The organism is Paenibacillus terrigena DSM 21567, from assembly GCF_000374845.1.
GTDB lineage: Bacteria > Bacillota > Bacilli > Paenibacillales > Paenibacillaceae > Paenibacillus_K > Paenibacillus_K terrigena.
The window spans coordinates 1-22,861 of sequence record NZ_KB895430.1 but is presented as its reverse complement, the minus strand read 5'-3'; the positions used below and the strand labels follow the sequence as shown (position 1 = coordinate 22,861).

At 45.8% G+C, this 22,861-nt stretch carries 22 protein-coding genes and 1 pseudogene; 19 read left to right on the top strand and 4 right to left on the bottom strand.

Annotated features, from left to right (window positions below; genetic code table 11):
* The first annotated feature begins 173 nt into the window (after positions 1 to 173).
* The 7 genes from C558_RS0127575 (at position 174) to mgrA (ending at position 11,093) form a co-directional block, all read left to right on the top strand.
* Positions 174 to 2,357, top strand: a complete 2,184-nt coding sequence (locus tag C558_RS0127575) for a (Fe-S)-binding protein (RefSeq protein WP_018759531.1) — start codon at positions 174 to 176, stop codon at positions 2,355 to 2,357.
* A 28-nt stretch (positions 2,358 to 2,385) separates the two neighbouring features.
* Positions 2,386 to 4,791 (top strand): 3-hydroxyacyl-CoA dehydrogenase/enoyl-CoA hydratase family protein, encoded by a 2,406-nt coding sequence (locus C558_RS0127570; RefSeq protein ID WP_018759530.1) that lies wholly within the window; start codon positions 2,386 to 2,388, stop codon positions 4,789 to 4,791.
* A 45-nt stretch (positions 4,792 to 4,836) separates the two neighbouring features.
* Complete coding sequence (locus tag C558_RS0127565; protein WP_026264171.1) at positions 4,837 to 6,018, top strand: acetyl-CoA C-acyltransferase; 1,182 nt, start codon at positions 4,837 to 4,839, stop codon at positions 6,016 to 6,018.
* Positions 6,019 to 6,054: 36 nt separating this feature from the next.
* Positions 6,055 to 7,836 carry an acyl-CoA dehydrogenase family protein gene (locus C558_RS0127560; protein WP_018759528.1) on the top strand — a complete coding sequence of 594 codons (1,782 nt, stop codon included), beginning with the start codon at positions 6,055 to 6,057 and terminating at the stop codon, positions 7,834 to 7,836.
* Between the two features lie 15 nt (positions 7,837 to 7,851).
* Positions 7,852 to 9,549: a long-chain-fatty-acid--CoA ligase gene (locus tag C558_RS0127555; protein ID WP_281167151.1), complete on the top strand. Its 1,698-nt coding sequence runs from the start codon at positions 7,852 to 7,854 to the stop codon at positions 9,547 to 9,549.
* Positions 9,550 to 9,594: 45 nt separating this feature from the next.
* Positions 9,595 to 10,020 carry a hotdog fold thioesterase gene (locus C558_RS0127550; RefSeq protein ID WP_018759526.1) on the top strand — a complete coding sequence of 142 codons (426 nt, stop codon included), beginning with the start codon at positions 9,595 to 9,597 and terminating at the stop codon, positions 10,018 to 10,020.
* 86 nt (positions 10,021 to 10,106) lie between these two features.
* Complete coding sequence (gene mgrA, locus C558_RS0127545) at positions 10,107 to 11,093, top strand: L-glyceraldehyde 3-phosphate reductase (RefSeq protein WP_018759525.1); 987 nt, start codon at positions 10,107 to 10,109, stop codon at positions 11,091 to 11,093.
* A 66-nt stretch (positions 11,094 to 11,159) separates the two neighbouring features.
* On the opposite strand, the gene C558_RS0127540 is transcribed toward mgrA, so the two are convergent.
* Entirely contained in the window at positions 11,160 to 11,945 is a 786-nt protein-coding gene (locus tag C558_RS0127540) for a thermonuclease family protein (protein WP_018759524.1), read from the bottom strand.
* Between the two features lie 421 nt (positions 11,946 to 12,366).
* Between C558_RS0127540 and C558_RS0127535 the strand changes: the two genes are divergently transcribed.
* From C558_RS0127535 to C558_RS32005, 3 genes and pseudogenes are all read left to right on the top strand, one after another.
* Positions 12,367 to 13,380 carry a sugar phosphate nucleotidyltransferase gene (locus tag C558_RS0127535; RefSeq protein ID WP_018759523.1) on the top strand — a complete coding sequence of 338 codons (1,014 nt, stop codon included), beginning with the start codon at positions 12,367 to 12,369 and terminating at the stop codon, positions 13,378 to 13,380.
* A 276-nt stretch (positions 13,381 to 13,656) separates the two neighbouring features.
* Positions 13,657 to 14,802 (top strand): AAA family ATPase, encoded by a 1,146-nt coding sequence (locus C558_RS0127525; protein WP_018759521.1) that lies wholly within the window; start codon positions 13,657 to 13,659, stop codon positions 14,800 to 14,802.
* A pseudogene (locus tag C558_RS32005) lies at positions 14,795 to 15,664 on the top strand (TadA family conjugal transfer-associated ATPase); the annotation flags it as partial. The gene C558_RS0127525 and the pseudogene C558_RS32005, both read left to right, overlap by 8 nt.
* 201 nt (positions 15,665 to 15,865) lie before the next feature.
* Here the strand turns inward: C558_RS32005 and C558_RS0127515 are convergent.
* A complete protein-coding gene (locus tag C558_RS0127515) occupies positions 15,866 to 16,075 on the bottom strand; it encodes a hypothetical protein (RefSeq protein WP_018759519.1) in 210 nt (69 codons plus the stop codon).
* Positions 16,076 to 16,150: 75 nt separating this feature from the next.
* On the opposite strand from C558_RS0127515, the gene C558_RS0127510 reads away from it, so the two are divergent.
* The 9 genes from C558_RS0127510 (at position 16,151) to C558_RS0127475 (ending at position 20,932) form a co-directional block, all read left to right on the top strand.
* Positions 16,151 to 16,393, top strand: coding sequence for a hypothetical protein (locus C558_RS0127510; protein WP_018759518.1), 243 nt, complete (start codon positions 16,151 to 16,153; stop codon positions 16,391 to 16,393).
* A 36-nt stretch (positions 16,394 to 16,429) separates the two neighbouring features.
* On the top strand, positions 16,430 to 17,086 hold the full coding sequence (locus C558_RS0127505; RefSeq protein ID WP_018759517.1) for an outer membrane protein assembly factor BamD: 657 nt from the start codon (positions 16,430 to 16,432) through the stop codon (positions 17,084 to 17,086).
* Between the two features lie 28 nt (positions 17,087 to 17,114).
* Positions 17,115 to 17,564 carry a hypothetical protein gene (locus C558_RS0127500; RefSeq protein WP_018759516.1) on the top strand — a complete coding sequence of 150 codons (450 nt, stop codon included), beginning with the start codon at positions 17,115 to 17,117 and terminating at the stop codon, positions 17,562 to 17,564.
* 47 nt (positions 17,565 to 17,611) lie between these two features.
* Entirely contained in the window at positions 17,612 to 18,058 is a 447-nt protein-coding gene (locus C558_RS34045) for a ParB N-terminal domain-containing protein (protein ID WP_156826291.1), read from the top strand.
* 31 nt (positions 18,059 to 18,089) lie between these two features.
* Complete coding sequence (locus C558_RS0127495) at positions 18,090 to 18,593, top strand: hypothetical protein (RefSeq protein ID WP_156826290.1); 504 nt, start codon at positions 18,090 to 18,092, stop codon at positions 18,591 to 18,593.
* Positions 18,594 to 18,654: 61 nt separating this feature from the next.
* Positions 18,655 to 19,125 (top strand): hypothetical protein, encoded by a 471-nt coding sequence (locus C558_RS0127490; RefSeq protein ID WP_018759514.1) that lies wholly within the window; start codon positions 18,655 to 18,657, stop codon positions 19,123 to 19,125.
* A gap of 149 nt (positions 19,126 to 19,274) precedes the next feature.
* Entirely contained in the window at positions 19,275 to 19,568 is a 294-nt protein-coding gene (locus C558_RS0127485; protein ID WP_018759513.1) for a hypothetical protein, read from the top strand.
* Positions 19,569 to 19,672: 104 nt separating this feature from the next.
* Positions 19,673 to 19,867, top strand: a complete 195-nt coding sequence (locus C558_RS0127480; protein ID WP_156826289.1) for a hypothetical protein — start codon at positions 19,673 to 19,675, stop codon at positions 19,865 to 19,867.
* Between the two features lie 129 nt (positions 19,868 to 19,996).
* The gene (locus tag C558_RS0127475; protein ID WP_018759511.1) at positions 19,997 to 20,932 is read left to right on the top strand and encodes a DUF5677 domain-containing protein; all 936 of its coding nucleotides are present in this window, start codon (positions 19,997 to 19,999) and stop codon (positions 20,930 to 20,932) included.
* A 307-nt stretch (positions 20,933 to 21,239) separates the two neighbouring features.
* Here the strand turns inward: C558_RS0127475 and C558_RS0127465 are convergent, their stop codons facing one another.
* A complete protein-coding gene (locus C558_RS0127465) occupies positions 21,240 to 22,112 on the bottom strand; it encodes an IS3 family transposase (RefSeq protein WP_245583789.1) in 873 nt (290 codons plus the stop codon).
* A 5-nt stretch (positions 22,113 to 22,117) separates the two neighbouring features.
* Positions 22,118 to 22,795, bottom strand: a complete 678-nt coding sequence (locus tag C558_RS0127460; RefSeq protein ID WP_018756428.1) for a helix-turn-helix domain-containing protein — start codon at positions 22,793 to 22,795, stop codon at positions 22,118 to 22,120.
* Positions 22,796 to 22,861 lie beyond the last annotated feature (66 nt).

Sequence of the window (22,861 nt, the reverse complement as noted above, 5' to 3'; positions counted from 1 at the left end):
CCTTCATTTCCTCAGCCGAGAGTAACATCCTCTTCGTAAGTTTATTAATTGAACACTGCTAAAATACCGCTTATCCAAATTCATTTTTCAATCTTACTGGACATATACAAGTATTGAGGATCGCAAACGTGACGACAGACCACTTGGGAACAAAAAAGAGGGAGGGATAGCCTATGAACCCATCCATTGTGCGCCTGCTGATCGCGATAGCAGTAGCTGCCTATGCGGCTTCACTTTTCGGCGTGGTCGTGTACAGGCGATGGCAATATATCCGGCTCGGCAAACGGATGGAACACCAGACCCGCGATGGTGCGGCGCGTAATGGATTTGCAGCACAGGTCTTCGGTCAATCCAAGCTGCTCAAGGATTGGCGCAGTGGGGTGATGCACGTTGTCATTTTCTATGGTTTCATCATTGTGCAATTTGGAGCGCTCGACATTCTGGTCAAAGGTGTGGCGGGAGGGGGAATTCCTTGGTTCGAAGCAGCGTGGTTCACCTTAACGCAAGAAATAACCGTTGGACTTGTGCTGCTCGCTATCCTCTACGCAGCCTATCGGCGGTACATAGAGAAGCTCACGCGGTTGAAACGGGATTTTAAACCGAGTCTGGTTGTGTTTTTTATCGGTACCTTGATGTTGTCGGTCGTAGCGTTCTTAGGGTTCGATCGGGTTCACAGCAATCTGGATGGATCGCTTACCGCCCCGCTATCCTCTGCAGCAGCTTGGTTATTCGCAGGCCTTTCTTCGAATGCCGTCAGCGTGTGGATGGAAGTAAGCTGGTGGGTGCATCTGCTTACGATTCTTGCTTTTCTCGTATATGTTCCGCAGTCGAAGCATTTCCATATTATCGTTGGACCTGTGAACATCTGGCTCCGGAGAAAAGGACCGCCGGGACGGCTCGTAAGGCTCGATTTGGAGGACGAAAACGCCGAGACGTTCGGGGTGGATCAGATTGAGCAGTTCACGCAGAAACAGCTATTGGATCTGTATGCCTGTGTGGAATGTGGTCGGTGCACGAACGTGTGCCCAGCAGCGAGTACAGGCAAGTTGCTCTCACCGATGCATCTGATTACGAAGCTCCGCGACCATCTAACCGAAAAAGGCGCCGCCATGACATCGAGCTCCGCATGGGTTCCTGCTTTTGCGTTCAATAGCTCCGGTGTGCACAAGATGACAGGGGAGTATGCACCGATTTCTTTTCATACGGAACCTCATCTCGCTGTGAATATCGAACCGACGATGTCTGCACAGAAGCAGGCATGGCATGCAGATCCGACTGCGTCAACCGATTCGATCCAGTTGATCGGCGATGTCATGACGGAGGAAGAGATTTGGGCATGTACCACCTGTCGGAACTGTGAAGATCAATGTCCTGTGGATAACGAGCACGTGGATAAAATTATTGATCTGCGCCGCCATCTCGTGCTCATGCAGGGCAGTATGCCGCATGATGGCCAACGAGCGATGCAGAACATTGAGCGTCAGAGTAATCCATGGGGTATGAGTCGGATGGATCGGGCGAAATGGGCCGAGGAATATGCAGCGAAAAGGAAAAGCGCCGATCCGGATTCGGCTCACGAAAACAAGCAGCGCGTAAGAACGGTACAGGAAAATCCGGGTTTCGAATATCTTTTCTTCGTGGGCTCGATGGGTTCATATGATATTCGCTCACGGCGAATTACGGAAGCCTTTGTGCGACTTATGCAGGAAGCAAATATAAATTTTGCAATCCTTGGCAATGAAGAACGCAACTCAGGCGATACGCCGAGACGGCTCGGGAATGAGCTTCTTTTCCAACAATTATGTCAGGAGAATATTGCCATCTTCGAGAAATACGGCGTGCAGAAAATCGTAACGGCGTGCCCTCATACCTACAATACCTTCAAGCATGAGTATCCCGATTTTGGCCTGAAGGCCGAGGTGATTCATCATAGTGAGCTGCTCGCAAGATTAATTGAATCGGGAGCGCTTTCGCCGCAGCATGCTTTGAAAGAGCGAATCACATATCACGATTCTTGCTATCTCGGTCGGTACAACGAGGTGTATGATCCGCCGCGCGCGATTCTGCGAGCAATTTCGGGGGTCACGCTGCTCGAAATGGAGCGGTCCCGGGAGAATGGAATGTGCTGCGGCGCAGGCGGGGGTCGGATGTGGATGGAAGAGACGGAAGGGAAGCGAGTGAATATGGCTCGAACCGAGCAAGCGCTCGCGGTATCGCCGACGATGATTGGGTCTGCCTGTCCGTATTGTCTCACGATGTTATCGGATGGGACGAAGCAGCAAGGCGTGGAAGAGCAGGTGCGGGCGATGGATATTGCGGAAATTTTGGCGCTCGCGGTATTTGGTGATGAAGTGTAGTGGTGAGTGAAGTGGAGGGATGGACGAAATGACAAGAATGATTCGAAGAGCAGCGGTGTTAGGCTCCGGCGTTATGGGGGCTGCGATTGCTGCGCATCTCGCGAATGTGGGCATCTCGTGCTTATTGCTCGACAGAGTACCAGAATCACGAACGAAGGAAGAGGAGGCAAAGGACCTGAATCCGGCCTCGTCTACATTTCGCAATCGGCTCGCAGCGGATGCGGTGGCTAGGCTAAAAAAGACGAACCCGTCACCGCTCTATAGTCCGGAATTCGTGCAACGGATTCAGATTGGGAATATCGAGGACGACCTGCGCCAGCTTGGGGATGTGGATTGGATTATTGAAGTCGTAACAGAATCATTGCCGATCAAAAAAGGGCTCTACGCTCGGCTGGAGCAAGTCTGGAAGCCGGGGACAATCGTGAGCTCGAATACGTCGGGTATTTCCATTCGCGAGATGATCGCGGACTGCGGTGAAGCGCTTCGTGCGCATTTTCTCGGGACGCATTTCTTCAATCCGCCGCGGTATATGAAGCTACTGGAGATCATACCTGGGCCGGACACAGATCCAGAAATTCTTGCGTTTATGAAGGGTTTTGCAGAGAAACGGCTTGGCAAAGGTGTTGTGCAAGCGAAGGATACACCGAATTTTATTGCTAACCGGGTTGGGACGTACGGGCTGCTCGTGACGCTTCAAGAAATGGAGCGCGGGGGATATTCCGTGGAGGAAGTGGATGCGGTGACAGGGCCTGCGTTAGGTCGACCGAAGAGTGCCACGTTCCGAACGCTGGACCTGGTTGGCCTCGATACGTTCGTGCATGTTGCGAATAATGTGCATTCGAATTTACCGGATGATGCCGTGGTGGAGAAATCGGTATTTCAGGTGCCGCGTGTGCTGACGGAACTCGTTCAGCGAGGATGGATCGGTGAGAAATCAGGGCAAGGGTTCTACAAAAAGGTTAAAGGCTCGGATGGTAAATCCATCATTGAAGCGCTGCAGCTGGAGACGTTGTCCTATGAACCTTCACGCAAGATTACTTCCGCATCCCTCGAAGCCGCGAAGAATGCAAAGGGCGCCCGTGCACGAATTCGTGCGCTGCTCGGAACGAATGATACGTATTCGCAGCTCGCTTGGAATATCGTGAAGCCTGTGTTGATCTATGCCGCAGAGAAGGTCGGGGAAATTGCAGATTCCATCCTAGAAATCGATCAGGCGATGAAGTGGGGGTTCAACTGGGATCTCGGGCCGTTCGAGACATGGGATGCGATTGGAGTGAAAGCCTCGATTGCCCGGATGGAGGCTGAAGGGACGACGGTTCCAGCGTGGGTGATGGAATGGGTGGAGCAAGGGCATGACACGTTCTACCAGCAGCAGGAAGACCGATTGTTCTATACCAATCAGCAGGCATGGAAAGGGATTGATGTGATTCCGGAATGCATCTCCCTCGCACAGCTGAAGCAGCAGAAGAAGGTCATTCGCGGAAATCCGGGGGCCAGCTTGATTGATCTTGGCGACGGTGTCGCTTGTCTTGAATTCCATTCGCCGAATAATGCCATTGGCGTGGATATCCTCACGATGATTCAGCAGAGTGTTGATGAGGTTCGTAAAAATTGGCGAGGGCTTGTGCTTGCGAATGAAGGCAAGAACTTCTGCGTCGGGGCTAATTTGATGCTTCTGCTCATGGAAGCACAGGACGGCGAATGGGATGAGGTCGATAACATCATCCGCACCTTCCAGAACACGATGTTGAAGCTCAAACGTCTTGAGAAGCCTGTCGTTGCGGCGCCGCATCGCATGACGCTTGGCGGAGGTGTCGAAGCCTGTATGCCAGCGGATCAGATTTTGTTCGCGGCGGAGACGTACTTCGGACTTGTAGAGACAGGTGTAGGCCTAATCCCTGCCGGCGGCGGCTGCAAAGAGATGGCGCTTCGGGTCAGTCGATCCGCGAAAGACCGTGATGAAGATGTGCAGCCGTTCATGAATAAAGTGTTCGAGACCATCGCGCTCGCCAAAGTCTCGACAAGTGGTGATGATGCACGCAATTTGCATTTCGCTCAGCCGCATGATCGTGTCATCGTACATGCCGATTATCGCATCTATGAAGCGAAGCAAGCGGTTCTGGCGATGGATCGGAGAGGATATCTACTTCCACCGGAAGAGCCGATTCGCGTGCTTGGTGAAGATGGCTCTGCCGTGATGCAGCTCGGTGCGCTGCAAATGTATCAAGGCGGATACATCTCGGATCACGATCTCTTAATCGCGAAGAAACTTGCCCATGTGCTGGCTGGCGGTCATGCACCGGCTGGCTCGCTTATATCCGAACAATACATGCTCGATCTGGAGCGGGAAGCCTTCTTAAGTCTGTCAGGCGAACCGAAGACGATGCAGCGGATTCAATACACACTCTCGAGCGGGAAGCCGCTTCGCAACTAACGGGATGAAGAGGGAATGAGACGATAGAAAGTGAGGTGAACGATGATGCAGGAGGCTGTCATTGTATCGATCGCGCGTACCGCGATCGGAAGGGCGAAGCGAGGAAGTCTGGCACAGACGCGGGCGGAAGATTTGGGGAAAACGGTATTAAATGCCGTCGTAGAACGAGCGCCGGGGCTATCCAAAGGAGATGTCGAGGATATCATCATCGGATGTGCGATGCCGGAAGGGGAGCAGGGATTGAATTTCGCCCGGATTATGGCGCAATATGCGGGATTTCCCGTATCGGTTCCTGCACTCACGATTAACCGATTCTGTGCATCGGGCCTGCAATCCATCGCGTTCGCGGCGGATCGCATCATGCTCGGAGAAGCGGATGTTGTGATTGCAGGCGGCGTGGAGAGTATGAGCCATGTGCCGATGGCGGGATTTAGACCGTCTCCGCATCCGCAGATTGTCTCGGATCTGCCGGGCGTATACATGGCCATGGGGCATACCGCTGAACAGGTGGCGAAGCAGTTCAACATTAGCCGTGAGGACCAGGATCGCTTCGCGGCGAATAGTCACCGGAAGGCGGCTGCAGCGTTAGCGTCAGGGAAGTTCGAAGATGAGATTGTCCCCCTCGAGACGAAGCTGCGTCATGTAGATGAACGCGGGCAGCTCGTAGAGCACGCGATTGTGTTCGATCGTGATGAAGGAGTACGGCCGGATACGTCCGAAGAGGTCCTGGCGAAGCTGAAGCCGGCATTCGCAGCCCGAGGAACAGTCACAGCGGGCAATGCTTCACAGACCAGCGATGGAGCCGCGGCCGCTGTCGTCATGAGCAGAACGAGAGCCGAGCAGTTGGGCCTTAAGCCGCTCGCGACATTCCGTGCCTTCGCGGTTGCGGGAGTTGCCCCGGAAGTGATGGGCATCGGCCCGGTCGAGGCGATACCGAAGGCACTCAAACGCGCCGGAATCGAGATCGATCAAGTCGATCTGTTCGAGATTAACGAGGCATTTGCTTCACAATGCATCCATATTATTCGAGAGCTTGGCTTGGACGAATCGAAGGTCAACGTCAATGGCGGAGCCATTGCATTAGGTCATCCCTTAGGCTGCACCGGATCGAAGCTGTCTGCGAGCCTAATTTATGAACTGAAACGACGTGGCGGCGGGATTGGTGTCGTGTCGATGTGTATCGGCGGAGGCATGGGGGCTGCGGGTGTATTTGAAGTACATGAATAGATCGATTCAATAATTTGCATACATGGAGGGAGTAAGATGGGGAAAGTGATCGATCGCATCATCGGCGGCAGCTTCGTGATTGAAGATATTTCGCCGGATCGGATTGTAACACCGGAAGATTTTACCGAAGAACAGCGCATGTTCGCGGAGACGACCAAGCAATTCCTGCAGACGGATGTTCTGCCGCAGGATGAGCATCTGGAGAAGCTGGACTATGACTTGACGGTGAAGCTGATGCGCAAGGCAGGGGAGCTTGGATTGCTCAGCTCGGATATCCCGGAGATCTATGGGGGACTTGGGCTGGATAAAGTCAGCTCTACCATTATTAATGAAGTGCTCGCGGGAGCCTCCTCCTTTGCACTATCTGTTGGTGCCCACGTCGGGATTGGAACCCTTCCAATCGTATTCTTCGGTACGCCAGAGCAGAAGAAACGTTATCTGCCTGATCTAGCCACAGGGGTGAAGATCGCGGCTTATTGCTTGACGGAGCCGACGTCGGGTTCGGATGCGCTCGGAGCGAAGACGACTGCGAAGCTGTCCGATGACGGCCAACATTACATCTTGAACGGTTCGAAGGTATTTATTACGAATGCGGGTTTTGCGGATTTGTTCATCGTATATGCGAAGGTGGATGGCCAGCACTTCTCCGCCTTTATTGTGGAGAAGGATACACCAGGCTTCACCCTCGGACCAGAAGAGAAGAAGATGGGGATCAAGGGCTCCTCGACACGTCCGTTATTTTTCGAAGAGGCGCATATTCCTGTCGAGAACCTACTTGGCGAAGTAGGCAAAGGGCATCTCATTGCGTTCAACATTCTCAACATTGGGCGGTTCAAGCTTGGTGCGGGCTGTCTCGGCGGGGCGAAGGAAGCGATCCATATCGCGGCCCAATATGCCAATGTTCGGACCCAATTTGGCAAGCCGATTGCTTCCTTCCCACTGATCGGGAAGAAGCTCGCGGAGATGAATATTGCGACGTATGTCATGGAGAGCATGGTCTACCGCACGGCAGGATACATCGATCATATTCTAAGCGATTTGGATCACACGAGTCCCGACGCAGGGAAGCAGTCGGCCAAAGGGATATCGGAATACGCACTCGAATGCTCCATTAATAAAGTATTTGCTTCGGAAGCCCTCGACTTTGTCGCCGATGAAGGCGTCCAAATTCATGGCGGATACGGCTTCATCCAAGAGTACAAAATCGAACGGATCTATCGGGATTCGCGGATCAATCGGATTTTCGAAGGAACGAATGAAATCAATCGGCTCCTCATTCCAGGAACTTTGCTGAAGAAAGCGTTAAAAGGTGAGCTGCCGCTTATTCAGAAGGCTGAAGCCTTACAATCGGAGCTGCTGCAGCTCATTCCAGGGCAGACCTTCGACGGCGTGCTTGAACAAGAACGTCATTTGCTCAGTATGGCGAAGAAAATCTTCTTGTTTGCCGGTGGCGTTGCAATTCAGAAGGTGGGAACGCGGATCGAAGCCGAGCAAGAGATTCTGAGCAGTCTCGCTGATATGATGATTCAGATCTATGCACTAGAAAGTGCGCTGCTGCGCGCCGAGAAGCAGGTCGCCCGGTCTTCTGAGGCGGAATCGATGAACTATATTCAAATGACACAGGTGTTCGCGCAAGAAGCATTCGAACGGATCGAATCCGAAGCAAAGATTACACTCTCGACGCTGGAGTCTGGCGATATCCTTCGGACACAGCTGTCGATCTTGAAGAAGCTGACGCGCAACACCCCGGTGAACACGACGCAGCTTAAACGGGCGATCGGGGCTCGGGTCATTCATGGGGAGAAATACCAGTCTTAATCCATTAAGGAAGGGATGTGTTCGATTTTGCATTCATCCAAGGTCTGGTTAAGGCATTATCCGCAAGAAGTCGCTCCATCGAATGATTATCCGAATCAGAACATCGCTCAATTTCTGGTCGACTCCGCAACGAAGTTCAGGAGTCGTCCCGCCATCGATTTCATGGGCAAACGAATGACGTACGGCGAACTGTTATGTGAATCGAATCGCTTCGCTAACGCCCTACTCACGTTAAGCATCAAGGCAGGAGACCGCGTTGCGATTATGCTGCCCAATTGTCCGCAGATGGTGATCGCCTACTTCGGCATACTCTCCATTGGTGCAATTGTCGTTCAGACGAACCCCCTCTATATGGAGGGGGAGCTGCGGCATCAGATGCAGGATTCTGGCGCGAAGGCGATCGTTACCCTCGACTTCATGCATCATCGCGTGCTCGCCGTAAAGCCGCAGACATCCATACAACATATTATTGTAGCCTCGCTGAGAGATGTATTGCCTGTTCCAGTCAAGTGGCTCTATCCTATCAAAGCGAAGAAAGACGGCCAGAATTTATCGGTCACCTACAATAGCTCCGTACATTCATTTCGCAAGCTGCTAATGGGGGCCTCTCCCGTGTTTGAGATGGTTCAGGTGAATGCCGATGAAGAGCTTGCCGTTCTGCAATATACCGGAGGAACGACGGGGGTTCCCAAAGGTGCCATGCTCACCCATAAGAACCTCATTGCCAATACGCTTCAAATCGCGAGATGGTTCTATCGCGCCGAGTTTGGCCAGGAACGTTATCTCGGAGCACTTCCGTGTTTCCATGTATTTGGCCTTACCGTGATTTTGAACCAATGTGTGTATTCAGGAGGCATGCTGCTCCTACTGCCTCGATTCGAAGTCAGTCAAGTGCTGAAGACGATCGATAAGCTTAAACCGACAATTTTTCCTGGGGCGCCGACGATGTACATTGCACTCATCCACCATAAGGATATTGCTAAATATGATCTGTCCTCGATCAAAGCCTGCGTGAGCGGATCCGCGCCGCTGCCGATTGAAGTGCAGGAGACGTTCGAAGCATTGTCCGGAGGCAGATTGGTTGAAGGGTACGGCCTGACGGAAGCCTCGCCTGTGACCCATGCGAATACGGTCTGGGAGAAACGTAAAATCGGAACGATCGGCATACCGCTGCCGGATACAGATGCTAAAATCGTCGATCCCGAAACTGGAGAGGCATTGCCGATAGGTACGGTAGGCGAAGTGCTCGTCAAAGGCCCGCAAGTCATGAAGGGGTATTGGGGGCGACCAGAGGAGACGGCGCAAGTGCTGCAGGACGGATGGCTCTATACCGGGGATATGGGCACGATGGATGAGGATGGTTTTTTTGCAATCGTGGATCGGAAAAAGGATGTCATTATCGCCAGCGGGTTCAAAATATATCCGCGCGAAATCGACGAAGTGCTCTTCGAACATCCGAGCATTAAAGAAGCGATTGCGGTCGGCGTCCCGGATGATTACCGCGGCGAGACGGTCAAAGCCTACATTGTGCTGCGGGATGGGGAGTTCACGTCAGAGCAAGAGATTACCGCATGGTGCCGCGAGCGTCTAGCCGCTTATAAAGTGCCGCGGCTGTATGAATTCCGTGAATCACTACCGAAGAACATTATCGGAAAAGTGCTGCGCCGCAAGCTCTTGGAGGAAGAATTGAATAAGACCCCGAAAGGGAAATAGCACGGCACAAGTGCTTGCTCGGTTGGCTGCAGGGAGGTGCGTAGGATGGATATGAACGAGGCTGAAAGGGAGGCCTATATTGCGAAGATTGCGGAGGCAGCTGAGGAGACGTTCTGGGGGTATCTTGGATGCCAGCTGGAGTTGTTGTCTCCAAAACAAGCCGTCATTAGTTTAGAGGCAACAGCGCATCATATGAATTTAATCGGTATGGTGCATGGTGGTGTGCTGTCTTCTTTGCTGGATAACGCGATGGGGGTATTAATTGCTACTCTTCTTCCAGGTGCGAAAACGGTAACGACGAATCTGAATGTTCATTTTGTCGCGCCGATGTATGCTGGGAAATTGATCGTAACCGCAGATTTATTGCATCAATCTCGTAAAATGTTAACCGTCTACGGCTCAATTACGGATCGTGAAGGTCATCTTGGTTCGATTGGGACGGGGACGTTCCGGATTATTTCCGGCGACTAAGGTATTATTTGACTTTGCCTCCGTAAGACTTTACCATTTTGTTGAAGAAGCATGTCCTTCAATACGATTCATGGGAGGCAAGTACAATGACTTATCAAGCAAATCATGAGCGTTACAGCACGATGAAATACAATCGATGCGGCAAATCCGGCTTGAAGCTGCCTGCAGTCTCGCTAGGTATGTGGCATAATTTCGGCGGGGTGGATACGGAGGAGAACGGCAGAGCGCTGCTGCGCAGAGCTTTTGATCTCGGCATCACCCACATTGATCTAGCGAATAACTACGGACCGCCTCCGGGTTCAGCGGAGTCGATGTTCGGTCGGATGATGCAGAAGGATCTAGCACCGTATCGGGATGAATTAGTCATTTCGACGAAAGCTGGGTATTACATGTGGGAAGGGCCGTATGGGGAATGGGGTTCGAAAAAATACCTCGTATCTAGCCTCGATCAGAGCTTGAAACGGATGAACCTGGATTATGTCGATATTTTCTACCATCATCGTCCAGACCCAGATACACCGCTGGAGGAGACGATGGCTGCGCTCGATTTGATCGTTCGTCAAGGAAAAGCGTTGTATGTGGGCATCTCGAATTACAATGCCGAGCAGACAGCGGAAGCGGTTCGAATCCTACGCGATCTAGGAACGCCGCTCTTGATTCACCAGCCTTCCTATTCGATGTTCAACCGTTGGATTGAAAATGGTCTGCAAGATGTACTTGAGGAAAATGGCGTAGGCAGCATTGCGTTCTCGCCGCTTGCTCAAGGGTTGCTAACGGATCGTTATCTGGATGGCATTCCGCAGGATTCTCGTGCGGGCCGTGGTGGCTTCTTGAATAAGAAAGACGTGACGGAAGCGGTCATCGAGAAGGCACGCAAGCTGCAGCAGATTGCGGCTAGACGTGGTCAATCCTTAGCGCAAATGGCGCTGGCATGGGTATTGCGCGGTGGACGCGTTACGTCGGTGCTGATCGGAGCGAGCCGTGTGCCGCAGCTGGAGGAGAACGTCGCAGCAATCAATCATTTGGAGTTTAGCAGCGATGAGTTAGCGGAGATTGAAGCGATTTTGAAATAAATTGAATGCCAAAAGATCCCCAAGAGGCCGAATTGCGGCTTTGTACTTGGGGATCTTTTTTGTGTTTTAACGCTTCGCTTTACGGAAGCCAGCTGCTTCGGCGTCTGCCTCGGAGCAGAACATTTCCTCTGCTTTGGTCGATTCGTACGATTGACCGCCAGGAACATGATAGATTTTATCGCCCTTGCTACTGATATTGCCTTTAATCGTCGGTTTCTTGCAGGAGCCGATGGAAGGCTGATTTGACTTCGAGCTGCTGCTGTCTTTCGTTTGGGCCCGAGGCTTCGAATTCTCGCTTGCCTTACTATTCTTCTTTGCAGCTGAATCATCGAATCCACGATCCGTTGCATAATTTTCGATGCTCCAGATGCCGAGCTCTGCTTTCTGCGCTTTGGATTGAATGGCGCGGAATGGATCGACGTATTTCACATTCGGCGGGTAGACGTAAGCGACCCGGGCAAGACCTTTTTCGAGTAGCAGTTCATTGAACATCTTGCCATCGATCCAGACATAGGCGAGCAGTCGTCCGTACTTATCGCGTTCCGAGACATCGAATTCCAGTTTAACGCGCTGATTCGAGAGGGTTTCTTTGGCGAACTTCGATGCTTCGGGGCCAAAAGGCTCCACTGGCTTGGATGGATGTACCGTCTCTGGTGTATCGACGAGCAGGAGGCGGATACGCTCGGTTTTGCCGTTGAATTCGACATCCAGCGTATCGCCATCCACGACCTTCACGACTTTCGCATTGGTATCGTCAGCGGATGTAGAGTTTGTACTGCAACCAGCAGCAATAAGAACAAACGTTAGTATAATGCAGATGAGAAGAGATGAGGCAGATAAGTTTTTTTTCAAAGCAATAGGCACTCCTTATGTCATTCATATGTATGTAGACTTAAGTATGGCGCAGAAATAACGTCATTGGCAAGCGAACAAAGGCTTAAAAGTGCTGCTTCAATGGCAGAAATTAATGGACCAGGAGTACCTAAAATTGGGTGAATAGATTGGGGGTATGCCTTTCCAATCGTTCTCAACAAACATAATATAATGGAACACGAGGGTACAAACGATGAGCGACGGATCAATGAAATAACGAAAAGTTTTAATCACCATATTCATTTTTATCCCATTACATTGCCAGTTGAGATGCTTGAGGCTATAGCAGGAGTTAGCTCTATGATGCACAGTGAGATGCTGATCAAACCTGGCTAGACCTATTCCTGCGAATAAGAATTGCCCATAACTACGGCCGGGCGTGGGTTTTTAGGAGGCTGCTATGAAAGGACTAATATTATGTGCGGGGCAAGGAAAGAGGCTTCAACCGTTCACCTATGCAAGGCCTAAGTGCATGGTTCCGGTAAACGGAGAACCTATTATTGTATCGATTATTAATAAGATGATGAGTATAGGCGTTCATGATATTGGTATCGTCCTGAACACATCACAAGAAAGTGTTCGAGAGCTATTAGGCAGCGGAGAAGCTTATGGGGCAACGCTCACTTACTTGCTGCAAGAAAAAGCCTTGGGCATTGCTCATGCTGTGAAAAGTGCCCGTTCGTTTATACAGGATGAGTCCTTCTTCCTGATGCTTGGCGATAATTTGATCGAAGGGGACCTACAGCCGCTGATCGATTTGATGAGCGATGGAAAATCTGCTGCCGCACTTCTTCTTACTCGTGTGGAGAACCCGTATGATTTCGGGGTAGTGGAGGTCTCTGATAACAAGATCGTGAGGCTGGAGGAGAAGCCCAAAGTCCCCCGATCTGATCTTGTAATTGTGGGTGCATATGTATTCGGCAGCGGCATATGGAGTATCCTTGATCAACTTATCCCATCTAAGCGGGGGGAGTATGAATTGTCTGATGCATTGCAGAGCCTGATTGATCAAGGCCAGCATGTAGATTATAGCATAACAACAGAACCTTTCTTTGATATAGGAAGCCCTGAACGCTGGCTCAGCGCAAATCGTTACAAAATGAGTAAGGATAAGATGGAAAGAAACAGTGAGCATTTATTTGGAAATACCGATGTCGTCATTAACCCTCCTGTACAAATTGATCCCTCAGCCCAAATAACCCAAAGTGTAGTCGGGCCTTATGTATATATTGGTCCAGACTGTGTTGTGGAAAACTGCCGCATTGAGAACAGTATACTGACTGATCACGTCCAAATCTCTCATGTGTTCGCGCAGGATAGTATATTTGGCTCTAACACCAAATTTGCTGGTTCCGTGAATAAAACGAAACCATCCAAATTCATCATGGGAGACATGTCAATCGTCAAGGACTGAAAGCACACTTACATTCTTGACAGTTGGAAATAAATGTGCTATTCTGGCGTTAAATATAGAGCAGATGAACGGAAGCACCGTCATCAATCGCAGGTATCCTGCGGTTGGTGGCGGTTTTTTTGCGTTTCAGCGAGAAAGGAGGGTTCCGGTTGCAACGATGGGAACTTCAGACGGCGGTGTTCATGGCTGTGATTGGTGTCGTGTGTTGTATTGGCGGTGTGCTCAAGATGGTAGGGGCGATGTGATGACGAACAGATACGGAAGGAGGGAGATCACATGAAGAAATTAAACCTTGTTTTGGCCTCTGCGGATCGTGAATATGCGGAGCTATTCATGCATTATGTGCAGTCTTCGGAGTTTGTGCATGATGTGATGATGAAGTCGTTCACACAGCTTGAATCCTTCCGATATTACGTGCAGCATGAGCCTTCGGTGGATCTCATCTTAGCGGAGGAGGCATTTCTAGCAGGGGATAGTACCGCGAATTGCGCTTGTCCGATTCTGATCTTAAGTGAAGATACCAGGGGACTGGGGGCTGCGGAGGCTGGAAAGAAGATTGGTAAATACCAGCCGTTGCATGTGCTCCTCTCCTCCTTATTGTTACGCTATGGCGGAGAGCGGATTTCGAGCTCGGCGAACGGGGGCAATGCAGGGCGCACGAAAGTTATTTCGGTTTACTCCTCTGCTGCTGGGATGGGCAAGACGACACTTGCGCTTAATCTGTGCAAGCAGCTGACGCTGCAGGGACAGCGCGTGTTCTATCTTAGTCTGGAGATGCTGAATGGTTCGGCACTCATTATGGAGTCCAGTCGAAGCCCACAGGCCGTTGATTCCGACAATCGACTGTCGAAGCTTCTGTATTATTTGAAGGCGGGGCGCCGCATGGAAGAACTGCTCGCTGAATGGAACGGGATGAAATCGAGGGGACCGGCGATGAGTTTTGATTATTTTGAGCCGCTGCATAATTTGGATGAAATGAAACAGTTGAATAAGGCGGATACGTGCCAGTTGCTTGATCTGATCCTGCAGACGGGTGCCTATGATACGGTTGTCATGGATTTGGATTCGGCGTTAGAAGAGCGGACTCTTGCAGCATTGGAGCGTTCTGATCAGCTCTTCTGGCTCATTCAAGATGATGCCTTGGCGTTATGGAAGACGGAGCAAGTGCTTCAGTATTTGGAGCTTCATCAATCGAGCCAGGAGGTGTCGGCTCTGCTGCATAAGACCTGCTTTACAGTTAATAGATTTGTCGGACAAATGGTGAATGCAGTTCGTTCTCCGCGTATTCGCGTGGGGGCCTATCTTCCCTATATCGCCGCATGGAAACAAATCGAGCAGCCGCATGTTTTGCTGCAAGCAGCTTCCTTTCAATCCGCTGTCATGAAATTATGCGCTGACGAGGGGATAATGCAGCATGGATGATCAAGAGGCATGGGTAGCATCAATCCGCCAGACCGTCCGAACGGGTTTGAATTTATCCGGCTCAACGAGTGATGACGAGTTGTACAAGATGATCGAACAAGCCGTGTTCAGATATGAACTTGCTCCAAGTTGGACGGCGTCGGAGAAGCAGCGAATTGTTCGCCGGGTGTACTACACGTTTCGCGGTTTGGACGTACTTCAGCCTTACGTGGAGGACCGCCGCATTACAGAGATTATGATTAATAGTCATGAGGAGATCTTTATTGAGGTCGATGGGGAAGTTCAACGGGCCAAGGTTGTCTTTGAATCGCAGGAGCGGCTAGAAGACATCATTCAGTCGATTGTTGCGCAAGTGAATCGCGTCGTGAATGAATCGTCGCCAATCGTCGATGCACGGCTCAAGGATGGATCGCGTGTCAACGTGGTTCTGCCGCCGATTGCGCTGAAGGGGCCAACGATGACGATTCGGAAATTTCCGGATCAGCCAATGACGATGGATGATCTGGTCGCGAAGGGGGCACTGACTTCCGAGGCGGCACAGTTTCTCCAGCAGCTCGTTCGCGGCAAATATAACATTTTTATTAGTGGGGGAACGGGTTCTGGGAAGACGACGTTCTTGAACGCGTTGTCTCAATATATTCCTAGCGATGAACGGGTCATTACGATTGAGGATTCCGCGGAGCTGCAAATTCGTACCGTGCCGAATCTAGTTGCCTTGGAGACGAGAAATGCGAATACCGAAGGGAAGGGAGAAATCTCGATCCGGGATCTGATTCGTTCCTCACTGCGGATGCGTCCGAACCGAATTGTTGTTGGGGAAGTGCGGGGGGCTGAGGCGTTAGATATGCTGCAGGCGATGAATATAAATCGGTAATAAGAATGGATTCAGAATATTTCAGTAGGAATACTCTTCAAGAGAAGGTAATAAAGGGGAAATGTCGAATAATAGCAATTTATGAGAAGTATGAATGAATGGACGAGAAGATGCATTAGGTAATTATTATCTTATGTGCTTTGATTAGAATGAAGTCTACACACTTATTGTGGTGGCTAATGGCTTGTATCATAGGGAAAAGCCTTTTACATAGAAATCTTTTACTGCATCGATCCCTCTTTCATGTTCTTCTTTATCTCCTGAAACATTAATAGTGATTTTAAAACCATCTTTATTCTTTTCTGTTTTTAATGTTTTTGATCCATCTGGGTATTCAAAATATTCATATTTTTCTCCATTTAAAAATGTATAATCTTTATTCTTATCCCATTCGTTCATGTTTATCGCTCCTTAGATTATTATATAATTCTCAATTTTTAAAATATTTATTCTTAACAAAGGAGGAATAGAACTATGTCTAGCAAATTGTATAAATTCATTTCTAGATTAACAGATGAAGAGCTAGAGAAGTGTTTTCTTGAGATTTATCATAACAAGGTAAATGGTGATTGGCCTTCTGATAGTATTGTTAAATCGATTTGGAAACGGTTTAAAGATGAGAACGGATTAGATATCTTCCCGATACATACGATGATTGAAGCATTTTTATTTGAAATTGCGGTTAGGAAGTATAGGGAAGATGATATTGAAGTTTAATAAAAATACTGTTTCATAGTTAAGGGGTATTAAATATTGAAGAAAATATTCTTAATGTTGTTTATTACAGTTTTACTTTCAAGCTGCTCATCTCGTTATGATGAAAGTATGAAAAATGCAAAGGAAGCGATGCTTCAAAAACAATATGAGGAAGCAATAAATCAACTGGAAGTAGCACTTATAGAAAAGCCAACTGATAAATTTGCAAAAGCTCTTATGGAAAATGCGAAGGAAAAATTACTAGAACAAGAATTGAATGATAGCATTAATGAGTTTTTAATTACAACAAATGAAATCTATAAGCAGGTCATTAAATTTGGAGAAGCTTTCGATGTAGACATAATAAGTGTAGGTACTGCTACAGATGCATTACCAAAAGTAATAGAGTTAAAAAATAGCGTTGAATCATTACACGACTCGTGGGCTAATAATGATAAATTTTCTACTACATATAACAATCTTTTCTCAGCAATAAACTCTTTAAAATCTTCTTATGAAAGCATCGCAGAAAACATTGTTGATGAAAATTTAGATAATGCTAATGAAGGAGAATCTAGATCTGAAAGACTGAAAAAACTAAGAAATTCTAATGATTCAAGAACAAGGGCAATGTTTAGTTTTCATGAGTATGAATTATACATTGAGTCATATAAGCGAGACATTATTAAATTAGAGAAGATGTTAGTGAAATGAAAAGACTCTTTCAAGGGGTGAATGATAAATGGAATTTAATGTGACTGTTGAACTCATACCTGAAACATCTATCTATGATAACTTAAGAAAAGTTGTAAAGAAAAGCGTTTGGGACAAGTTAAGAAAGCAGACTTACAAGGATTACAATCATTCTTGTGGTAAATGTGGTGGTAAAGAAGGGATTCTTGATTGTCATGAATTATGGGAGTTTGATGATAAGAAAAACATTCAGAAACTATCTGGTCTTGTTGCAGTTTGTAGAATGTGTCATTTAATCATTCATCACGGTCGCGCAAATATGCTTGTTGCAGAAGGCGTGTTAGATAAAGAAGAGTTAATAAAGCATTTTTTAAAAGTCAATCATTGTACCAGGCAGGATTATGAAATACACGTAAAAGAAGCATTTGTTTTATGGAAACAGCGATCCCAAAAAGAGTGGGTTGTTGATCTGGGAGAGTATCAGCAATATACAGTCTAATTAACGTTGAAAAGGTAATTTTATGGAGTTGCTAGAGGAGTGAAGATGTGAGCGATCAATTGGGCAGTTTTGACCCTACTTCACATGAATGTGCATATATGCTATCCAAGTATGACTGTTTTCGAAAATTAACAGGGAAATGTTCATTATTGTTACCTGAGGAGGAAGTTAAACAATATACTGACGTGGAGATAAACACGAGATATGAGGATCACAAGGAAAACTCAGTATTATACTGCCGATTATTAATGAAAAGTCTTCTTGAAAAAGGATTCATTTATCCTGTTGAAATAAGTTCATGTAGTTGTGGTCATTATGTTTTTACTAATGGGCAGCATCGAACATGTATAGCTAAAACAATTAACATTACTTCAATACCAGCTCTATATGGTGGAGCATGGGATTCAGACTGCAGGGTATGCTATTTTAAAAAGACTAGTTTGAATTATCGTATTAAAGATTTGCTAGGTAAAAATACAGAATTCATAAGATAAACAGAATATTATATCAAGGGCAGGGGAATAAGTGGACTATCAAGTAATGTTACAATCGCTTAAACCATTGGGGAATACATATGAAAAAGAAATATTTGAAAAATACTACGAGCGAGTTAATCATTATATGCCAAATATTCCGAAGTGTGTTTTCGAAAACTGGATTTATAGACACTATTCTGATATTGATGATTATGCTTATTTAGATTTTAGAAAAATGAAGTTTACTAAGGAAATTTGGAATAAAGATGAGATTTATAGTAACATAAATTCATTTGATGACAATCATTTAATTGATTCATTAGGATATCAGATCTATGAAAGGAATGACAAGACGTGGCTTCAAAAATTCTTCTTGTCTAATTATACATGGCCAGTACCGATTATTGTTCTTGATAATAATTCAATAGATGAATTAGGTAAACCATATCATTTATTAGAAGGTCATTTAAGATTAAACTACTTCAGAACAATATATAGAAAAGAAAAGGACGTGCTACTTGAAGAACATCAGGTCTGGAAAGTAACTATATAAAAAGTTTGATGAAATAATACTTTGATTCAAAATAATCATGGAGATTGGGTGAGTAATTGTAATGGATGCAGCTTGGATTGGTGTGGTAGGTGTGCTCGGTGGATCTACTATAACTCTAATCGGAAACATCATAAATAATTTTTATTTGTCCCGAAAGGAAGGTAAGACTAGACAGTGGGAGCTTGAAAAGACCAGTAAGGAAAGAGATGTGAAGCAACGAGCAGACATGTTTAAAGTGTATAACGCTTTTTTGAAAGAGGATGGAGAATATCAGTATGTTCGTGAAACTGAGAGTAGCGATTTAAAATTAAAAGACTTTGACAGAGACAGATATAAGCAGGTTATGAGACCGCTTTTAATGTCTGATCTTCATTTGCTTTCAAAAGATGTGTTTGAGCTAGCTCGACAGTTAGATAGTTACACTTATGATGATTTGAACTACATTAACCATGAAGAATGGTATAACGATATGGCAAACATCTATATTGAGCTTGTTACAGAAATTGAAAAACAATATACCAAACGGCTATAAAAAACTGATTTTGCATTAGGGGATGATACCTATTAGTAAATGAAACAATTCTTTCATAGGGTATGGTATGTAACACCGTTTAGCCGATAATTTATCAATGTTCTGTTACATGTTTTTCTGTTATTATGCTCCTAAAGGAGCTGAACTTTATGAATACTGATTATAAAGATTTTCTAATAAATGAGGATAGTATTTGGAGCAAGAAGGCTGCTGTGAGTTCGCGTTTGTCCTTAGCTAGAAAGATTGAGCAGCAATTTGAACTTAGTTTGGATGAAGTTGTTTCAGATGATATTTTAACATATTGCTTATTGAGAGTATTAAAGCTAAGAGATCATCATAATAACAGACAGAATGTTTTAAGAAAGTACTATCTATATATGAATGGAAGAGAATTTCCAAAGTTGGCACAGTTTGAGTCGAAATTAATTCTTAAAAATAGATAAGCAATATAACGAGTCTTTCATGAGTTAAACAAAGGGGATGTTTTGAAGTGTGTAATAATTGTGGCACTATTGATGGAAACCTAACAGAGTCTAAGACATTTAAAATGGATGAAAAAACAAGAAGAATGATAAAGCATAAATTTGACTTGCCAACTCCTCTTGATTTAACAAAAGAAGATTTCATTACAATCGTAGATGCTTTTTCAGTAAAGCGTAGTAAAGGTAATATGAATGTGATTTTAGCAGCAGTAGAGCTCTATTTTAACGGTTGTTCAACTGATAAACTAAGAAATAAGTGAAATGAAGTAGGTTTCATTCTTAAGAACTAGTCCCTACTAAAAGTCCATATTCATATCCGTACTGAAAAGAATATCCCTTTTTCACTCCTGTTAATGAAATATATCGTTTATATGGGGAGGTGAGTATCGATGTATAGCACTTTTGTTAATCGAAAATTTCCACATGAAGTATATAAAGTATTGAACTCCATGAGTAAGGTAATCGATAATTATGTTGATTACTGCGGATATATACATGATAAGCTCATAGAAGAAGTTCCTTTTGGGGAATATGAATTACCAATACCTTTATTATTTGGTCAAATAATAAATACTGTTGATTCTATTTCTTTACTTACACAAAAAGGTCAAACTAATGGTGTGAGACCTCTCTTAAGGATGTTAATTGAATCAAGACTAACTTTGATGTATTTATTGGATCAAGACATTGAACGTGGGTGTAAGGCATATATCGTTTCACATGTGCAAAAGGAAATTTCCACAAGAAGGTTATTTGATCAATCTGAGGAGAAAGGCAAAAGATTAAGTAGTCAACTAAAAGAAATGTTCGATTTAGATGCTAATCATGAATCTTATCCAAAGAAACCAATAAACGAATCTGCTAAGCACTTATTTGCCCTATTAGATAAAGAAGAAATGTATGATGTGACCCAAGAATGGATAAGAACAAAAAAAGAGAAAAGAAATCGAGTTCCTGAATGGTATTCTCTTTATAATGGACCAAATAATTTAAGAGAGTTGGCACAATATTTTAAAGAAGAGCCAACTTACGATGTAATGTACCAAACACTATCATCATACATTCATGGGGGAGCAGCATTAAAAACTTTAAGGGTTGCGGAGGATAATGAATCTGTAATTCCGGTATTCCGTGATATTGAGGGATTACAAACGCTTGTTACATGGACAATAAATCTTATCAGTGATTTAGTGTTAAGAATGTTAGAGAAATATTTACCTGAATTGAAACAGCATTATGCTGATTGGTATACAAAGGAAGTTAGAAAAGTTCATCTTAAAATTGCAGGAACAAAATTATATAAAACTGTATACAAAAGTCATTGAAATTGGCATTTCATGAGAAGAATAATAAATTGAAATTATTACTGAGCATTAAGAGAGTGAATTTCTGAAACAAGGAGATAAATCTATGATTCAAAGGAACTATAAGTTGGTACTTGCTGTTGCAGGCTTATTATTAATTGTATGGTGTATAAAAAATCCCATCGTATCCAGTCAATATATTGCAAATATTACAACGTGGGGTTTGCAAGGAATAGTAGGACATTTACAAAACATATTTCATACATAAGAAAGCATCCAATAATTGAACTGCACCCCGTCAAGTAGACAGTACAAATAATAAAAACAGTTAAGCGGCCTTGTTCCTGAATTCCATTGGACTAAGGCCGTTTAATTTTGCTTGTAATCGTTCGTTATTGTAAAAATGAATGTAGGTCTCGACGTCCTTCTTGAGATCCTCAAAGAATTCGTACGTGTGTAAATAATACTTCTCACATTTTAGAGTCCCCCAGAAGGATTCCATTGGGCCGTTATCGATGCATCGACCAACTCGAGACATGCTCTGAGACAGCCCGTTTTTGTCCAAAAGCTTTTTAAAGTCCAACGATGTGTATTGAAATCCACGATCACTGTGAAGCATAGGTTTGCTTCCTGGAGCTGCTTGCAAAGCTTGCTCCAACGTCTGAAATACCAGCGGATTGTTATTGGAATGCCCCAATACAAAGGAGACGACGGATTTATCATGGAGATCTAGAATAGCGCTTAAATAGGCTTTTTGACCATGTCCATATTTGAATTCGGTCACATCCGTGACCCACTTCTCATTTGGTGCTGAAGCCTCAAATTTACGGTTTAACAGGTTCTCTGCCACTTGCTGTGGAGTGGAATGCACATATTTCGCTCTTTTCCTGCGGATTACAGACTGAATCCCCCTTAGCTTCATCAGCCGGTACACACGTTTATGGTTGATCGTTTTTCCGGTTTGCTTGCGCATATGTAGAGTTAATTGACGGTATCCAAATGTACGCTCCACTTTCTCATAGATGTTCAGCATCACCTGCGCCAACTGCTCATTCTCTAGCTCATGAAAGCTGGGTCTACGATTTAGCCACTTGTAATAGCTAGAGCGTGCAATCCCTGCAATTTCACAGAGAAGCTGAATGCGCATTGATGCATCCTTGTGAAGAGCTTCAATGGCAAGGTAAACCGTTTCATGTCGTATATGACCTAGCGTCGCCTTCTTTCGAGTTCCTCTAACTTTTTTAAGAATGCATTCTCAGCCCGAAGGCGCTCAATTTCGTACTCCATTTGCTTCATCTTGAGTTTCTGTTGATCAGCCTCTATTAACTCTTCAGGTGCTTTCTTTCTGCCTCGGCCATCTTTTAACGCATCCTGACCACGATCCTCGAACTTCTTCACCCATTGATATACTTGCTGGTAAGAAACCTGAAATTGTTCCGCCGTCTTTTGGTAGTCATACTGATTAACCAGGCAATACTGAACAATCTCTATCCGTTCCTGCCACGTTGTAGAACGACCTTTTGTCATAGCTTTTGTTTCTCCTCTGTAGGCTTTTAAGCTGCTATGACCATTATACTTCTTAATCCAGTCGGAGAGCTGTCTTGTACTGGAGATCTCATATTTATCGATGATCTGGTACTGAGACAATTCGCCCTGAAGGTGTTCTCTCACCGCTTGAAGCTTGAGTTCAGCACTATAACTTCGGTTATGGGTACGGCGCTCCAGCCCTTCATAACCATACAATTTGTAGCGTCGTTGCCATTTCATTAACGTTGTTTTGTTAATCTCATACTTTTTAGCAGCAGCTAGAAAACCAATCTCTCCATTTGAAACTTCTTCAATGATTTTGAGTTTTTCTAGTGCATTATATTTTTTCCTGACCACGAAAAAACTCCCCTTACAGTAACAGGTTTTATTTTTTAACCTGTCTACCGTAGGGGGAGCATATCA

What these genes read in the sequence shown, in the direction of transcription:
- C558_RS0127575 (WP_018759531.1), top strand. Translation starts at nt 174, where the DNA reads ATGAACCCATCCATTGTGCGCCTGCTGATCGCGATAGCAGTAGCTGCC.
- C558_RS0127570 (WP_018759530.1), top strand. Translation starts at nt 2,386, where the DNA reads ATGACAAGAATGATTCGAAGAGCAGCGGTGTTAGGCTCCGGCGTTATG.
- C558_RS0127565 (WP_026264171.1), top strand. Translation starts at nt 4,837, where the DNA reads ATGCAGGAGGCTGTCATTGTATCGATCGCGCGTACCGCGATCGGAAGG.
- C558_RS0127560 (WP_018759528.1), top strand. Translation starts at nt 6,055, where the DNA reads ATGGGGAAAGTGATCGATCGCATCATCGGCGGCAGCTTCGTGATTGAA.
- C558_RS0127555 (WP_281167151.1), top strand. Translation starts at nt 7,852, where the DNA reads ATGTGTTCGATTTTGCATTCATCCAAGGTCTGGTTAAGGCATTATCCG.
- C558_RS0127550 (WP_018759526.1), top strand. Translation starts at nt 9,595, where the DNA reads ATGGATATGAACGAGGCTGAAAGGGAGGCCTATATTGCGAAGATTGCG.
- mgrA (WP_018759525.1), top strand. Translation starts at nt 10,107, where the DNA reads ATGACTTATCAAGCAAATCATGAGCGTTACAGCACGATGAAATACAAT.
- C558_RS0127535 (WP_018759523.1), top strand. Translation starts at nt 12,367, where the DNA reads ATGAAAGGACTAATATTATGTGCGGGGCAAGGAAAGAGGCTTCAACCG.
- C558_RS0127525 (WP_018759521.1), top strand. Translation starts at nt 13,657, where the DNA reads ATGAAGAAATTAAACCTTGTTTTGGCCTCTGCGGATCGTGAATATGCG.
- C558_RS0127515 (WP_018759519.1), bottom strand. Translation starts at nt 16,075, where the DNA reads ATGAACGAATGGGATAAGAATAAAGATTATACATTTTTAAATGGAGAA.
- C558_RS0127510 (WP_018759518.1), top strand. Translation starts at nt 16,151, where the DNA reads ATGTCTAGCAAATTGTATAAATTCATTTCTAGATTAACAGATGAAGAG.
- C558_RS0127500 (WP_018759516.1), top strand. Translation starts at nt 17,115, where the DNA reads ATGGAATTTAATGTGACTGTTGAACTCATACCTGAAACATCTATCTAT.
- C558_RS0127490 (WP_018759514.1), top strand. Translation starts at nt 18,655, where the DNA reads ATGGATGCAGCTTGGATTGGTGTGGTAGGTGTGCTCGGTGGATCTACT.
- C558_RS0127485 (WP_018759513.1), top strand. Translation starts at nt 19,275, where the DNA reads ATGAATACTGATTATAAAGATTTTCTAATAAATGAGGATAGTATTTGG.
- C558_RS0127480 (WP_156826289.1), top strand. Translation starts at nt 19,673, where the DNA reads ATGGATGAAAAAACAAGAAGAATGATAAAGCATAAATTTGACTTGCCA.
- C558_RS0127475 (WP_018759511.1), top strand. Translation starts at nt 19,997, where the DNA reads ATGTATAGCACTTTTGTTAATCGAAAATTTCCACATGAAGTATATAAA.